This is a genomic window from Nocardioides dongkuii, from assembly GCF_014127485.1.
Lineage (GTDB): Bacteria > Actinomycetota > Actinomycetes > Propionibacteriales > Nocardioidaceae > Nocardioides > Nocardioides dongkuii.
This window is the reverse complement of sequence record NZ_CP059903.1, coordinates 910,767-924,751: the sequence shown is the minus strand read 5'-3', so window position 1 is coordinate 924,751 and position 13,985 is coordinate 910,767. Positions and strand designations below refer to the sequence as shown.

14 protein-coding genes are annotated in these 13,985 nt (G+C 69.0%); 4 read left to right on the top strand and 10 right to left on the bottom strand.

Going from position 1 to position 13,985, the window contains the following annotated elements:
• Positions 1-172 precede the first annotated feature (172 nt).
• The 7 genes from H4O22_RS04405 to nrdR form a co-directional block, all read right to left on the bottom strand.
• Positions 173-952, bottom strand: coding sequence for a pPIWI-associating nuclease domain-containing protein (locus H4O22_RS04405; RefSeq protein WP_220451288.1), 780 nt, complete (start codon positions 950-952; stop codon positions 173-175).
• Positions 953-1,060: 108 nt separating this feature from the next.
• A complete protein-coding gene (locus H4O22_RS04400; RefSeq protein ID WP_182525847.1) occupies positions 1,061-1,306 on the bottom strand; it encodes a DUF2188 domain-containing protein in 246 nt (81 codons plus the stop codon).
• 664 nt (positions 1,307-1,970) lie between these two features.
• Positions 1,971-2,873 carry an IS3 family transposase gene (locus H4O22_RS04395; protein ID WP_182525846.1) on the bottom strand — a complete coding sequence of 301 codons (903 nt, stop codon included), beginning with the start codon at positions 2,871-2,873 and terminating at the stop codon, positions 1,971-1,973.
• Complete coding sequence (locus H4O22_RS04390) at positions 2,870-3,157, bottom strand: transposase (RefSeq protein WP_182525845.1); 288 nt, start codon at positions 3,155-3,157, stop codon at positions 2,870-2,872. Before H4O22_RS04390 ends, H4O22_RS04395 begins: the two co-directional genes overlap by 4 nt.
• A 34-nt stretch (positions 3,158-3,191) precedes the next feature.
• Complete coding sequence (locus H4O22_RS04385; protein WP_182525844.1) at positions 3,192-3,557, bottom strand: hypothetical protein; 366 nt, start codon at positions 3,555-3,557, stop codon at positions 3,192-3,194.
• 260 nt (positions 3,558-3,817) lie between these two features.
• Positions 3,818-6,793 (bottom strand): vitamin B12-dependent ribonucleotide reductase, encoded by a 2,976-nt coding sequence (locus H4O22_RS04380; RefSeq protein ID WP_182525843.1) that lies wholly within the window; start codon positions 6,791-6,793, stop codon positions 3,818-3,820.
• Positions 6,794-6,948: 155 nt separating this feature from the next.
• Positions 6,949-7,437: a transcriptional regulator NrdR gene (nrdR, locus tag H4O22_RS04375; RefSeq protein WP_182525842.1), complete on the bottom strand. Its 489-nt coding sequence runs from the start codon at positions 7,435-7,437 to the stop codon at positions 6,949-6,951.
• Positions 7,438-7,752: 315 nt separating this feature from the next.
• Here nrdR and H4O22_RS04370 point away from each other — a divergent pair, with 315 nt between their 5' ends.
• Positions 7,753-9,009 carry a NupC/NupG family nucleoside CNT transporter gene (locus H4O22_RS04370; RefSeq protein WP_182525841.1) on the top strand — a complete coding sequence of 419 codons (1,257 nt, stop codon included), beginning with the start codon at positions 7,753-7,755 and terminating at the stop codon, positions 9,007-9,009.
• A gap of 2 nt (positions 9,010-9,011) precedes the next feature.
• Here the strand turns inward: H4O22_RS04370 and H4O22_RS04365 are convergent, their stop codons facing one another.
• Positions 9,012-9,524: a mismatch-specific DNA-glycosylase gene (locus H4O22_RS04365; protein ID WP_182525840.1), complete on the bottom strand. Its 513-nt coding sequence runs from the start codon at positions 9,522-9,524 to the stop codon at positions 9,012-9,014.
• 3 nt (positions 9,525-9,527) lie between these two features.
• Entirely contained in the window at positions 9,528-10,451 is a 924-nt protein-coding gene (locus tag H4O22_RS04360; RefSeq protein WP_182525839.1) for an ATP-binding protein, read from the bottom strand.
• 63 nt (positions 10,452-10,514) lie between these two features.
• Here H4O22_RS04360 and H4O22_RS04355 point away from each other — a divergent pair, with 63 nt between their 5' ends.
• Together H4O22_RS04355 and H4O22_RS04350 are read left to right on the top strand one after the other, a co-directional pair.
• Positions 10,515-10,892, top strand: coding sequence for a hypothetical protein (locus H4O22_RS04355; RefSeq protein ID WP_182525838.1), 378 nt, complete (start codon positions 10,515-10,517; stop codon positions 10,890-10,892).
• 332 nt (positions 10,893-11,224) lie between these two features.
• Positions 11,225-12,304, top strand: a complete 1,080-nt coding sequence (locus H4O22_RS04350; RefSeq protein ID WP_182523591.1) for an IS110 family RNA-guided transposase — start codon at positions 11,225-11,227, stop codon at positions 12,302-12,304.
• 366 nt (positions 12,305-12,670) lie between these two features.
• On the opposite strand, the gene H4O22_RS04345 is transcribed toward H4O22_RS04350, so the two are convergent.
• Positions 12,671-12,997 carry a LysM peptidoglycan-binding domain-containing protein gene (locus H4O22_RS04345; RefSeq protein WP_182525837.1) on the bottom strand — a complete coding sequence of 109 codons (327 nt, stop codon included), beginning with the start codon at positions 12,995-12,997 and terminating at the stop codon, positions 12,671-12,673.
• A 258-nt stretch (positions 12,998-13,255) separates the two neighbouring features.
• On the opposite strand from H4O22_RS04345, the gene lexA reads away from it, so the two are divergent.
• Positions 13,256-13,972: a transcriptional repressor LexA gene (gene lexA, locus H4O22_RS04340; RefSeq protein WP_182525836.1), complete on the top strand. Its 717-nt coding sequence runs from the start codon at positions 13,256-13,258 to the stop codon at positions 13,970-13,972.
• Positions 13,973-13,985: the final 13 nt, after the last annotated feature.

The window sequence follows — 13,985 nt, the reverse complement described above, 5'->3', positions numbered from 1 at the left end:
TCTCATCGGCTTGCTTGTTGTTGAGATGACCGTAGCGAGGTCACCGACAGTCGTGGTTGTCATCGGCAGGATGGGGCCGTCCCGACACGGCGTCTCGCGGCGGCGCGCTGCAGGCGCGTCGCTAGCGTGCGAGTCACCGCGCGGTGGGTGCTGCCGTCGCGCGATGGCGTGGCTAATAGATAACGCGGTGCAGAAACTTGATAGCAGATTCGACGCGCTGACGCATCGCCACCAGTTGCCGCACGGTGTACTTCCCTGCCTCACCGTGCGTGCCCCCGTTGAATGCCTTGAACAGTGCAATGACGTCGTCGAGGTCGGCTTCGACGAAGTCCTCGAACTCCTGCTCGACGATGCCCTTGCGGGCCAATAGGAAGCGAACCTTGGCTCGACGCGAAGGTGTGCCATTTGGTGTGAGTTCGCAGTCGGGGTTGTTGGCGAGCACTTCCCGGTCTCCCGCCGAAGACTCAAGCATGAGGGTGAGGACCTCGCGAGCGCTGGTGCAGAAGTGTCGCGCTGCGTCGGGATTCGCAGGGTTCAAGGCGAACAGCGCCCCCTGCCAGCGCTTCACCAAGTCGTCCGAGAACGTTCCGAGTTCCTCCGCCAGACTCGGAACGCGTAGGGACGGGTCGTCGCCGACGTCGGGCGACGTGTCTAGCAGTGCGTTGAGCACGCCGACGCTGTTTGCAGCCTCACCCTCGCCTAGTTCGGCGAGGTCTACCCCCGACTGTGTTGACCCCTGCTCCTCGACCAAGGTGTCGACACGTTCAAACGAACGGGTCAGTGACTGCACTGAGGTCCGATAGGTGACGTGAACAGTGGTCGGCTGAGACTCCAAACGGCGGAGTTCGCGCTGGAGGCGTTGCCGGTTCGCGCGGACCCGGTTGTTGTGCGCCCGGACCTCACGGTTGTAGCCATCTACCGCGCGCTTCACCTTGCGGTTGTGTTCGTTCACCTTTCGGTTGTACTCATTGACGGCCTGACGTTGCTTCGCATTCGCTCGGCGGACCATCGCGTTGTACTGCGCCGGGGTTACTCGTCGAGGTGACATGTCGCCGCGCTCCTACTTCTTGTCGCGGGGTGGGTTGGGGTCGTTGCCGGGTGCCACCGTGTCCGAGTTCCGGATTTTGCCGTCGCGTCCGTGGATGCGGACTTCGCCTCCTCCGGCGTTGTGAACGATTTCTTTGGCTCGGGCGATTGCTTCCTTCTGGGTGTCGGCGTGGGCGCTGGACCGGGATGCGCCGGGCTTTTCGACGTTCCAGCCTCCGTCCTTGCCGGGGACGACGTGGCGTCGGTTGTCGTTGCTCATTGATGTCTCCTGCTATCGGGTTGGTTGTGTACTTGGAAGGTAAGTCGGCTCACCGACAGTTCTTGGGGTTGCCGCAGGCTCACCGGGGCCCGGTGAGTTGATTCGTTCCTAACGAGTGCTCGTCGGCGGCATCCAGCGAAACGGGGCGCGGGTCGATACGGCGTGTCGCGGCAGCGCGGGTGCGGGCTCTCGTTAGCGTGCGGATGTCCGCCGGTAAGGCGGGGTCCGGGTATTCCGGCGGGCATGCAGGCTCCCCAAGGCCATCGGCGTGGGGAAGGAACGCCTGTGCTGTGCGACGCGGTTGCGTCGCCACTTGCTAGATCAACATTTCCGGCGGTCGATTTGCTGCGACACGCCCGAAAACGCTGTTAGTCGTCGCTGTGGGGAGGCGCGTTGGGCGTCTCGGGAGCGTTGGCGGCTTGGGTTTCCTAGATGGCGTTGGTGTGCGCGATAGCGGGATGGGTCGGGGGCGTGCGCCTGTTCGTGCTGCCGCGAGTGCTTCGTTCAGGGTGCAGCCGAGGAGCATTTCGGCTGTCTCCGGTGCGATACGTCGTGTCTCTTCGACTTCGAACGGCCCGGGTCCGACTCGGTCGATGGAGGCTTCGATGCGCTTCTTGGTGAAGTGCCCCCCGGTTCCCGGACGGTCAGGGTTGGGTGGATGTGATCATGCTGCGGTCTCGGCGTGGGGTCCAGCAGGGCTGGTCAGGGCGGCTTGGGTCTCGTAGTCGGCGGGGCTGAGGTTGCCCAGCGTCGAGTGCCGTCGGGTCGGGTTGTAGAAGCCTTCGACGAAGGCGAAGATCGCGTTCGCCAGGCTCTCGCGGGTTGGCCAGGTCGAGCGGTCCAGCAGCTCGGTCTGCAAGGTGGCGAAGAAGCTCTCGGCCACGGAGTTGTCGAAGCAGTCGCCGATGGATCCCATCGATCCGAGCAGCCCCGCTTCGCGGAGCCGGTGTCCGAAGGCCCAGCTGGTGTAGGTCGACCCGTGGTCGCTGTGATGGATCGCGCCAGGGTCGGGGTGCCGGTTCCCGATCGCCATCTGCAACGCGTCGACCACGAGCTCGATGCGGATGTGGTCGGCCATCGACCAGCCCACGACCCGGCGGCTGAAGCAGTCGATGACCACCGCGAGGTAGAACCAGCCCTCGCTGGTGCGGTGCTGGGTCACGTCGGCGACGTAGAGCCGGTCGGGCTCGGTGGGGTTGAACCGCCGCTCGACCAGGTCATCGGACGGTGTCGCGGCCTGGTCACGACGGGTGCACCCGCGAAGCCGGCGACGGTGCACGCCCTGCACACCGGTGTGGCGCATCAGCCGCTCCACCCGGCCGTGGCTGACCCGGACGCCGCGTCCCAGGACAAGCTCGGCGTGCACGCGGCGGTGGCCGTAGGTGCCGTAGGAGGCGGTGTGGACCTGGCGGATGGTCTCCATCAGGTGCGCCTGCTCCCAGGCCCGCGTGCTGGCGGGCCGACGGCGCCATTCGTAGTAGCCCGAGGTCGAGACGTTCAGGACCCGGCAGGTCACCGCGACGGGAACCCCGTCGGCGGCGAGCTCGCAGACCACCGGGTAGATCATTTTGGGAGGACGTTCTCCCGGGCGAAGTAGGCGGACGCGCGCTTGAGGATCTCGACTTCCATCTCAAGGACGCGCTTGTCGCGACGCAGCTGGACCAGCTCCGCGCGCTCGTCGGTGGACAGGCCTTCCTGCTTGCCCTCCTCGACGTCGGCCTGCTTCATCCAGCGCCGCAGACCGGACTCAGCGATGCCGAGATCTTTCGCGATCTGCGCGATCGGCTTCTCCCGCAGCCGGGCCAACTCGACCGCTCGGCGACGGAACTCAGGACTCTTTGCTGCCGGCATACGGACTCCTCTCCGGCGACCATCGTCGCCTCACTCAAGGTGTCCGGGCTACCGGGGGCACTTCAACAAGCCACTCAAGCGGGCTGAGACCGTCCAGTTCAGGGCTGCGAGTGTGAAGCAATACCGCCACCGCCCACGGGTCGTGCCGGCGAAGCAACCGGAAGACCGGCGCAACAGCAGGCTTCACCTCAGCAGCGCCGTCACTTCGACGATGGAACTGCCACACCGGGTACACCGACACCGCATCGGCAGTCACCAGCCGAAGGACCTCACCGACAACACACCGGTCGTCCAGCGCGGCCCGGGTGACATCGAGCGCCGCGCAGACCTTCGCCTCTGACCAAAACGGACCAACGACCGCAGACAACTCGTTCGGTCCGCCGCCCTCACCGTCACCCATGCTCCCCTCCCCTCCCGTCGACCGTACCGCCACGGCGAGAAGAGGGACCGCGCGGCGAAAGCGAAGTCTTCGTGCGCACGGAAACCCGCGTAGACCCCTGGAACGGAGAAAGGCCCCGGAGCATGTCGCTCCGGGGCGTTTCTCGTCGTCAACCTGACGTCAACTGGTCAATCTTCTCGCGCTCCGCACTTGTCGTCGCCGTTGTCGTCGCACTTGTCGTCCGGTCACTCATCTGAGTGTCGTCCGACACAACCTGACAATCAGCTGCAGCCGGAGGTGCTGCCGCAGCCCTCGCAGACGTAGCAGGAGCCGGCGGGTCGCATCTTGGTGCCGCACGTGAAGCAGAGCGGGGAGTCGACGGCGGTGCCGCTGAACTTCTCCAGGAGCTCGGCCGTGGTGTGGGCCTCCCGCACGGGCTTGGCCGGGACCTCGCGCTGGTCGGAGCCCTTGCTGTCGTGGGTCACGGCGACCTCGGGGGTCTCCGTTGCCTCGTCGGCTGCGGGGGTCTCGACATCGCTCGCTGCGCTCGCAGCTCGACCACCGAAGTCGGCGTCTGCTCGACCACCGAGGTCCGCGCTGTCGTCGATGAGCTCGGCGGCGGCGCCGGTCTCCTCGACGGGCTCGTAGGAACCGGTCTCGAGGTGGCGCTGGCGCTCCTCGGCGGAGTAGATGCCGAGGGCGGAGCGGTCCTCGAAGGACAGGTAGTCCAGCGCCAGGCGGCGGAAGATGTAGTCCATGATCGACTGCGCCATCCGGACGTCGGCGTCGTCGGTGAGGCCGGCCGGCTCGAAGCGGAGGTTGGTGAACTTCGAGACGTAGGTCTCCAGCGGCACGCCGTACTGGAGGCCGATGCTGACCGCGATCGAGAACGCGTCCATCACGCCGGCCAGGGTCGAGCCCTGCTTGCCGAGCTTGAGGAAGATCTCGCCCAGCTCGCCGTCGTCGTGGGCACCCGAGGTCATGTAGCCCTCGGCGCCGCCGACGGTAAACGACGTGGTGCGCGAGACGCGGGACTTCGGCAGCCGCTTGCGGGTCGGCGCGTAGACGACCTTCTCGACGACCTTGGTCTCGACGGGCTCCACGGACTTGGCGGAGACGTTGGAGTCGGTGCCCTTGTTCTCGCCCTTGCCCGAGGACATCGGCTGGCCGACCTTGCAGTTGTCGCGGTAGATCGCCGTGGCCTTGAGGCCGAGCTTCCACGACTGCAGGTAGACGTCCTCGATCTCCTCGACCGTGGCGGTCTCGGGGAGGTTGACGGTCTTGGAGATCGCGCCGGAGAGGAACGGCTGGGCCGCCGCCATCATCCGCACGTGGCCCATCGGCTTGAGCGAGCGGGCGCCCATCGCGGTGTCGAAGACCTCGTAGTGCTCCTGGCGCAGGCCGGGGGCGTCGATGACGTGGCCGTGCTCGCCGATGTAGGCGACGATCGCCTCGACCTGCTCGGGCTGGTAGCCGAGCTTGCGCAGCGCGCGCGGGATGGTCTGGTTGACGATCTGCATCGAGCCGCCGCCGACGAGCTTCTTGAACTTCACCAGCGAGAAGTCGGGCTCGATGCCGGTGGTGTCGCAGTCCATCATGAAGCCGATGGTGCCGGTGGGCGCGAGCACCGAGGCCTGCGCGTTGCGGAAGCCGTTGGTCGCGCCGAGCGCCACCACGTCGGCCCACGCCTGGGTGGCCAGCTTGTGCACCTGGCTGTCGGCGATCGAGAGCGTGCGGACGGTGTCGTTGGCCGCCTGGTGCTTGCGCATCACCCGCTGGTGGGCCTCGGCGTTGCGGGCGTAGCCGGCGTACGGGCCGACGATCGCGGCGAGTTCGGCCGAGCGCTTGTACGACGTGCCGGTCATCAGCGAGGTGATGGTCGCGGCCATCGCGCGGCCACCCTCGGAGTCGTAGCCCAGGCCCATCGCCATCAGCAGCGCGCCCAGGTTGGCGTACCCGATGCCGAGCTGGCGGTAGTCGCGAGTGGTGTCGCCAATCGACTCGGTCGGGAAGTCGGCGAAGCAGATGGAGATGTCCATCGCGGTGATGATGAACTCCACCGCCTTCGCGAACAGCGGCGCGTCGAAGGTGTCGTCGTCCTTGAGGAACTTCAGCAGGTTCAGCGAGGCGAGGTTGCACGAGGAGTTGTCGAGCGACATGTACTCCGAGCACGGGTTGGACGCGGTGATCCGGCCGGTCTCGGGGTTGGTGTGCCAGTCGTTGATGGTGTCGTCGTACTGGAGGCCCGGGTCGGCGCACTCCCACGCGGCCTCGGCGATCTTGCGGAACAGGTTGCGAGCGTCGACGCGCTCGATGACCTCGCCGGTGGTGCGGGCCCGCAGGCCGAAGTCGGTGCCGTCCTCGACCGCGCGCATGAACTCGTCGCTGACGCGGACGGAGTTGTTGGCGTTCTGGTACTGGACCGAGGTGATGTCGCGGCCGCCGAGGTCCATGTCGAACCCGGCGTCGCGCAGCGCGCGGATCTTGTCCTCCTCGCGCGCCTTGGTCTCGACGAACTCCATGATGTCGGGGTGGTCGACGTCCAGGACGACCATCTTCGCCGCGCGACGAGTGGCGCCACCGGACTTGATGGTGCCGGCGGACGCGTCGGCGCCGCGCATGAAGGAGACCGGGCCGCTCGCCGTACCGCCGGAGGAGCGGAGCAGCTCCTTGGAGGAGCGGATCCGGGAGATGTTCAGGCCGGCACCGGAACCGCCCTTGAAGATGAAGCCCTCCTCCTTGTACCAGTTCAGGATCGAGTCCATCGAGTCGTCGACCGAGAGGATGAAGCAGGCCGAGACCTGCTGGGGCGACTCGGTGCCGACGTTGAACCACACGGGGCTGTTGAACGAGAAGTACTGGTGCACCAGGAGCCAGGTGAGCTCGTGCTCGAAGACCTCGACGTCGGCCTCGTCGGCGAAGTAGCCGTGCTCGCGGCCGGCCTTGGTGTAGGTCTTCACGACCCGGTCGACGAGCTGCTTGAGGCTCCACTCGCGGGTGTCGGTGCCGACGGCGCCGCGGAAGTACTTGGTGGTGACGATCGTGGAGGCGTTGACCGACCAGAAGTCGGGGAACTCCACGCCGCGCTGCTCGAAGACCGACTCGCCGGTCTTCCAGTTCGTCTGGACGACGTCGCGCCGCTCCCACGTGATCTCGTCGTAGGGGTGCACGCCCTCGGTGCTGAACACGCGCTCGAGGGTCAGGCCCTTCCCCTTGGCGAAGCCGCTCGTGGCAGCCCCGCTCACCGTCTCGGTCATGCCGTCTCCTCAGTTCCCGTGGTGCGTCAGTCGTTCTTCGTTCAGGTCGATGGTCGTCGAGGCCACCGACAGTCCTGCGTCGTTGCTGGTCCTGCTGGCTTTCAGGTGGTGCGCCCGGCACGCAGCTTCCCCACTACGTGCCGGGCGGTCTGGGGTCAGCCCGTGGGCTGGGGCTCCGCGACGCCGTCCGCGACTGGTGCGCGGTCGGCACGGAGCATCGCGATCTCGTCCTCGAAGTCGTCGGCGCTCTGGAAGGCGCGGTAGACCGAGGCGAACCGCAGGTAGGCGACCTCGTCGAGCTCGCGGAGCGGCCCGAGGATCGCCATGCCGACCTCGTGGGCCGGGATCTCGGCGGCCCCGGAGAGCCGCAGCGCGTCCTCGACCGCCTGCCCGAGGCAGGCCAGCTGGTCCTCGGTGACCGGGCGGCCCTTGCAGGCCTTCCGGACGCCGGCGATCGCCTTGTCGCGGGTGAACGGCTCGGTGGCGCCGGAGCGCTTGAGCACGGTCAACTGCATCATCTCGACGGTCGTGAACCGCTTGGCGCAGGACGAGCAGGTGCGCCGGCGGCGGATCGAGCCGCCGTCGTCGGCGACCCGGGAGTCGAGCACCCGGGTGTCGGTGCCGCGGCAGTAGGGACAGTGCATTCCGGGCCTCCTTCCGGGCGCGCCGAAGACACCCCGGAGGGGGCGTCTAGGTTGTGGATAACTAGCGTCCTGCTGTGTAGAACAAGCCTCCACCTGTGAGTCTTCCGCATCTGACTGTGCACTAGATGTGGATAACTACACCGATGTAAGTACTAGATATGGGGAACCGTACGCCTGCTGGCGACCAGGTGCAAGCGGTTCGGCGTGTTGCGCCGGGACCGGTCCGGACGGGTCGGAAAACCGCAGGTCAGGGGCTCGTACGACGCCCGCCGGCGTCCGACGCGTGACGCGCCTCCCGGGCGGGAAAGGTGGGACATGGACCAGTACCGCGGCCTGCTGGGCCTGGTACTCCTCGTCCTCGTGGCGGTCGCCTTCTCGACCCACCGCCGCGGCATCTCGTGGCGCACGGTGGGGGCGGCGTTCGCCTTCCAGGTCGGCTTCGCGCTGCTCGTGCTGCGGTGGGGACCGGGTGAGGACGCGCTGTCCTGGGTCTCCGACCGCGTCCAGTCGCTGATCGAGTACGCCGAGGAGGGCACCGAGTTCGTCTTCGGGCCGCTGGCCGCGGTCGGCGAGGAGGGCGAGGCGATCTTCGCGCTCCAGGTGCTGCCGGTGATCATCTTCCTCGGCGCGCTGATCGGGCTGCTGTTCTACCTGCGGGTCGTGCAGTGGACGACGTACGTGCTCGGCGGGGCGCTGGCCCGGCTGCTCGGCGTCAGCCGGGTCGAGTCGATGTTCGCCAGCGTGGTGGTCTTCCTCGGCATGAGCGAGGCGCCGCTGATGGTGGCGCCCTACCTCCGCTCGCTGCGCCGCGGGCAGGTCTTCACGCTGATGTCGTGCGGGTTCGCGGCGGCGGCCGGATCCACGCTGGTCGGCTACTCGCTGCTGGGCGCGCCGCTGGAGTACCTGCTCGCCGCCACCGTCATGAACGCGCCCGCCGCGCTGCTGATGGCCAAGATCATGTGGCCCGACAGCACGCCCGAGGACGACGACCCGACGCTCGAGCGGCCCGAGGCGGGCGCCGAGCTCGACGTACGCCGGGTGCGGGACGAGGAGTCCACCAACGTCATCGACGCGCTCGGCCGCGGCGCGCTGGCCGGCGGGCGGATCGCGGTGACCGTCGGCGGGCTGCTGATCGCCTTCATCGCGCTGATCTCCCTCGCCAACGGCATCCTCGGCGCGGTCGGCGGCTGGTTCGGGGCCGACGACCTCACCTTCGAGAAGATCCTCGGCTGGGCGCTGGCGCCGCTGACGTGGCTGCTCGGCGTGCCGTGGTCGGAGGCGGTGGACGCGGGGTCGTGGATCGGGGAGAAGACGGTGCTCAACGAGTTCGTGGCGTACGCCTCGTTCGGCCCCGAGGTCGACACCCTCTCCCCCGTGACCGTCGCGGTGGTGACCTTCGCGCTGGCCGGGTTCGCGAACTTCTCCTCCATCGCCATCCAGATCGGCACGCTCGGCTCGCTGGTCCCCGAGCGGCGCGCGATGGTCGCACAGCTCGGGCTGCGGGCGCTGCTCGCCGGCAGCCTGGCCAACCTCGCGAACGCCGCGATCGCGGGCCTGGTGGTGGGCTTCTAGGTCTACTCGGCGGGCGAGATGCCGCTCAGCGCGGCGAGGTCGCGCCACCAGGACAGCCGGTTGGGGCGGCCGTCGTAGTCCTTGCGCTGGTTGGCGCCGCTGGTGCCCGGCAGCACGAAGACCTGGGCCGGCCCGACGTACCAGTCCTGGACGCCGAGGCTCGGGCGGCCGCGGTGGCCCAGGGCGCGGTAGGCCCACTGCGCGGTGCCCTTGCCGGTGAACGCGAGCCACTCCGGCTGCCAGCGCTCGACGTCGGCGACCAGCGCGTCGATCTCGACCCAGGCCGGGTCCCAGTGGCCGACGAGGTCGGTGAGCCCGTGGCCGAGCTCGGCGACCAGCCGGTCCTCGTCGGGGCGCAGCCGGCGCGGGGAGAAGCCGCTGAGGTGGAAGGACTCCCAGAAGCTGTTGCCCGGGGAGGCGTAGTAGTGGTCGCGGGTCTTGATCGACTCGGCGCCGGCCATGCCGCAGAAGACCACGACCGGCTCAGGCGCCACGATGGCGGGCAGCACCTCCACGGCTCAGTGGACCGCCTCGCGCTCGAGCTCCACCCAGACGACGGTGCCGACGGTGTCGCGCTCGGTGCCCCAGCGGCGGGCCAGGGCGGCGACCAGCTGCAGCCCGCGGCCGTGCACGCGCATCGGGTCCGCTCCACGGGGCGCGGGCGCGGCCCGGGTCTGGGACCGGCCGCCGCGGTCGCGGACCACGAGCGTCAGCGCGTCCATGGTGAGGCTGACCCGCAGCTCCGAGGGCGTCCCGGTGTGCATGACGGCGTTGGTGACCAGCTCGGAGACGCACAGCTGTGCGGTCTCGCTCAGCTCGGCGTCGACGTCCCAGGAGGCGAGCTCGCGGCGCAGGAACCGACGCGCCTCGCGGGCCGCCCGCGGGTCACCGGTGACGACGGTCGTCGCGACCCGCGCCCCCTCCGGCGGGGTGATCAGGTCGTGGCGCACCTCGTCGGGCGCCTCGGGCCGCAGCGCGGTGAGCTCCTCGGCGGTACGGCGCGCGATCGCGGCGAGCTGGCCGGCCTGCCCGTCGTCGAAGGCCTGTCGCTCGGCGTAGTAGACGAGCAGCCCGCCGATCGCGCTGGACGGGCCGGGCAGCGGCACCACCGCGACCGCGACCACGCTCTCGTCGCGCTGGCGCTGCGCGAACTCGGCGTACCTGCGCTCGAGGTCGTCGATCGCCACCAGGAGCGCCCGGCCGGTGCGCACGACGTTGGTGAGCGGGACGTCGTCGTAGGCGTCGATGTGGTCCCACGCGAGCTCGCGGGCGTCGAGGTGGTCGGTGGAGGTGAACTTGAGCCGTCGTCCGCCGCCCTCGGCCAACGCGATCGCGGCGCGTCGCGCACTGGTGAGCGCGGCGAGCTCCACCAGGACCCGGCGCGCGACGTTCTCGACGCCGTCCACGCTGCGGGTCGCGCCCGCACCCCCCACGTCCTCCACGGCGTCAGCCTAGTCCTGCGAGTCCTTCGCTGTCGGGTAGGCGCATCGGACACAATGGCGGCCGTGGCCAGCCAGGGGAAGCGTGCGGGATCGCGACGAGCGGCGCCCAAGCCCCGAACGTTCCGTCCGGAGCTCTTGGCGCTCGCCGTCGGAGTGACGTTGGCGGTCGTCGCGTGGGGCTACCTGGTGTACGCCGCGATCGACTTCGGAGCCTCCGCGCGCGGAGGCGAGACGCAGGCGTGGTGGTTCCTCGGGCTCGCGTCGGCCGGTGCGATCGCGTGCCTGTTCATCGGGCTGATGCTGGTCGCGCGACTGCTGCGCGGGCTGGGGATCACCTCTCCCCCGCCGCCGCGGGCGTCGGTCGGGACGACCGGACCCGACGTCCTGGGCGCCCCGGAGGACCTGCCGCGTCCGCCCGGCGGGCGGCGCGCCGCGCGCTGAGCGGGGTGGTCGAGCAGGGAAGGCGCCCCGCGCCTGACCGTTGTCGAGACTGTGAGTCTTTCCTTGCAGCCCTGATCACTGATGGGCTGTGGGTACGACGGCCGCGGGTGTGACCCCTGTCGAGACTGGCCCTGCGAGTCCTTGGGGACTTAGAGGTGCCTTCCTCGGGACTTGTCCGCTCGTGGTCGTCGGCCCCGGCCCAGGTCGGAGGAGCTGGCCTGATCAGGAGCTTGACCGCCTGGCGTTAGCGGCGCCCGACGTGTCTCATCACAGTCCTGCCGATTCTCCGTCCCGGACCGGAACCACGTCCCCGTCCGGCAAGGAGAGAACGCATGACCAGTCTGACTGACTCGATCGACCTGCGGGAGGTAGTCGACGTCGTCATCGGCGTCGACACCCACGTGCACACCCACTCGGCTGCCGTCGTCGATGCCCGTACCGGTGGAGTGCTCGGTGAGATCACCGTCGAGGCCACCTGCGAGGGCTACGCCGAGCTCATCGAGTTCACCGAGCGTCACGCCGCCCTGCGTGCCTGGGCGATCGAGGGAACCGGCAGCCACGGCGCCGGCCTGACCCGAACCCTCAGCGAGCGCAGCGAGGTCGTCATCGAGCTCGACCGGCCCGTGCGGGCCAAGCGCCGCAACGGCGCGAAGTCCGACCCCCTCGACGCGATCCGCGCCGCCCGCGAGGCCCTAGCCCGACCCCGACTCGGCACCCCACGCACCGGTGGCGACCGCCAAGCCCTGGCCGTCCTGGTCACCGCACGACGCTCCGCGATCCAGGCAGCCGGCGATGCGCAACGGCAACTGTTCGCCCTGATCATCGCCGCCCCCGAACAGATCCGGAGCCGCTTTCGAGGCCAGCAACTGAAAACGATGATCCGCACCGCCGCCGCGATGCGCACCCACACCACCTGGGACCTCGAGACCACCACGACCGTGACCACACTGCGGACCCTGGCCCGCCGCAGCCAACACCTGCAGGCCGAGGCCGACGACTACGAGAAGACCATCACCGCCATCGTGAAGTCATGGCGCCCAGACCTCCTCGACCAACCCGGAATCGGACCGATCACCGCCGCGATCGTGCTGTGCGCCTGGTCCCACCCCGGCCGCATCCACTCCGAAGCAGCCTTCGCGATGCTCGCCGGCGCCGCACCCATCCCCGCCAACTCCGGCCAAACCACCAACCGCTACCGCCTCAACCGCTACGGCGACCGACAACTCAACCGCGCCCTGCACACCATCGCCATCACCCGGCAACGCTGCCACCAACCCACCCGCGACTACACCGCCCGCCGCACCACCGAAGGCAAGAACCCCCGCGAGATCCGCCGATGCCTCAAGCGCTACATCGCCCGCGACCTCTACCGACGCCTCGAGAACCCACCATCACCCCTTGACGCAACATAGGAGCGTCCCCCGCAGCCTGCCACCGCCGTACGCCGGCTCACCGGGTTTCGACAACGCTCACCCGCTAGTGCGGCCTCGCTGCTCAACCCCCGGCGGTGGTCGAGCAGGGAAGGCGCCCCGCGCCTGACCGTTGTCGAGACCCCCGCAGCATCCCCACGACCCCCACCACCGCCGTACGTCGGCTCACCGGGTTTCGACAACGCTCACCCGCTAGCGCGGCTTCGCTGCTCAACCACCGGGTGGGCGCGGATTCGCTGCTCAACCACCGGGAAATGCCGCAGGGGCGGGGCCACCGCTGGCCCCGCCCCTGTCTTCCCCGGCCCGTCAGCCGGGGTCGAGGCGGCTGACGAAGTCTGTGTGTGCGGGCTACTCCGTGGGGACGCGGAGCCGCTGGCCGGCGACGAGCATCGCCGAGTCGAGGGCGTTGAGCCGCTCGATGCGCTGCACCATCTCGCGCGTGTCGCCGTCGCCGCTGGCGTCGGCGGCGATGTCCCAGAGGGTCTCGCCGGTGCCGACGGTGACCACGGTGGTGGGCGCGGCGGCGCCGCTCTCGTTGCTGGCGACCGAGCCGGCCGCGACGAACAGGCCGACGGCGAGCAGGACGGCCATCGACAGCACGAACACCGCCAGCCGGCCGCGCCGGGTCAGGCGCAGGGTCGTGGTGGGAACCATCGGGTGGGTCATCGTGCTCATCGGGACCTCCTGGGGAAGTGGCGGTCAGCCTTGGATCGTGCGGTCGGACTGATGTCTAGTGGGAGCCACCGACAGTCCGTCCGGATCGAACATGTGTACGAGACTAGATCAGGTGTTCGAACAGAATCAAGGGTCCGACGAACATTTGTTCGAACGACACGCCGTTCGAACAAGTGTTTGAAACTGGGGCGGCAGGAGGACTACCGTGGGGCCACGAGCAAGCCGGGCCGTCGACGGCCCAGACGAAAGGCGTCCCGCATGGCCACCAAGAAGAACGTCCGCGAGCTGCCCGACGGGCCGCCCGACGCGACCGGCCTCACCCCCCGCCAGCTGGGCGTGCTCGGCCACATCAAGGACAGCATCGAGAAGCGCGGCTACCCGCCGAGCATGCGTGAGATCGGGCAGGCCGTCGGTCTGACCAGCTCCTCGAGCGTGGCCCACCAGCTGAAGGTCCTGGAGGAGAAGGGGTTCCTCAAGCGCGACCCCAACCGGCCGCGCGCGCTCGAGGTGTTCCTGCCCGAGGTGATGGCGGCCCGCCGCACGCTCAGCAGCGCCGAGGAGTCGTCGTACGACGAGACCGGTGTCGGCGACGCCGCCCCGGTCCCGACCAACGTCCCGCTGCTCGGGCGGATCGCGGCCGGTGGCCCGATCCTGGCCGAGGAGCGCTTCGAGGACGTCTTCCCGCTGCCTAAGCAGCTGGTCGGCGAGGGCGAGCTGTTCCTGCTCGAGGTCTCCGGCGACTCGATGATCGACGCGGCGATCTGCAGCGGTGACTACGTCGTGATCCGGCGCGAGCAGACCGCCGAGAACGGCGACATGGTCGCCGCGCTGCTCGACGGCGAGGCGACGGTCAAGACGTTCCGCCGCAAGGACGGCAAGGTCTGGCTGCTCCCCCACAACGACGCCTACGACCCGATCGACGGCACCCACGCGACGATCCTCGGGAAGGTCACCGCGGTCCTGCGACGAGTCTGAGGTTGTCGGCGCT

What these genes read in the sequence shown, in the direction of transcription:
- H4O22_RS04400 (WP_182525847.1), bottom strand. Translation starts at nt 1,306, where the DNA reads ATGAGCAACGACAACCGACGCCACGTCGTCCCCGGCAAGGACGGAGGC.
- H4O22_RS04395 (WP_182525846.1), bottom strand. Translation starts at nt 2,873, where the DNA reads ATGATCTACCCGGTGGTCTGCGAGCTCGCCGCCGACGGGGTTCCCGTC.
- H4O22_RS04390 (WP_182525845.1), bottom strand. Translation starts at nt 3,157, where the DNA reads ATGCCGGCAGCAAAGAGTCCTGAGTTCCGTCGCCGAGCGGTCGAGTTG.
- H4O22_RS04385 (WP_182525844.1), bottom strand. Translation starts at nt 3,557, where the DNA reads ATGGGTGACGGTGAGGGCGGCGGACCGAACGAGTTGTCTGCGGTCGTT.
- H4O22_RS04380 (WP_182525843.1), bottom strand. Translation starts at nt 6,793, where the DNA reads ATGACCGAGACGGTGAGCGGGGCTGCCACGAGCGGCTTCGCCAAGGGG.
- nrdR (WP_182525842.1), bottom strand. Translation starts at nt 7,437, where the DNA reads ATGCACTGTCCCTACTGCCGCGGCACCGACACCCGGGTGCTCGACTCC.
- H4O22_RS04370 (WP_182525841.1), top strand. Translation starts at nt 7,753, where the DNA reads ATGGACCAGTACCGCGGCCTGCTGGGCCTGGTACTCCTCGTCCTCGTG.
- H4O22_RS04350 (WP_182523591.1), top strand. Translation starts at nt 11,225, where the DNA reads ATGACCAGTCTGACTGACTCGATCGACCTGCGGGAGGTAGTCGACGTC.
- H4O22_RS04345 (WP_182525837.1), bottom strand. Translation starts at nt 12,997, where the DNA reads ATGAGCACGATGACCCACCCGATGGTTCCCACCACGACCCTGCGCCTG.
- lexA (WP_182525836.1), top strand. Translation starts at nt 13,256, where the DNA reads ATGGCCACCAAGAAGAACGTCCGCGAGCTGCCCGACGGGCCGCCCGAC.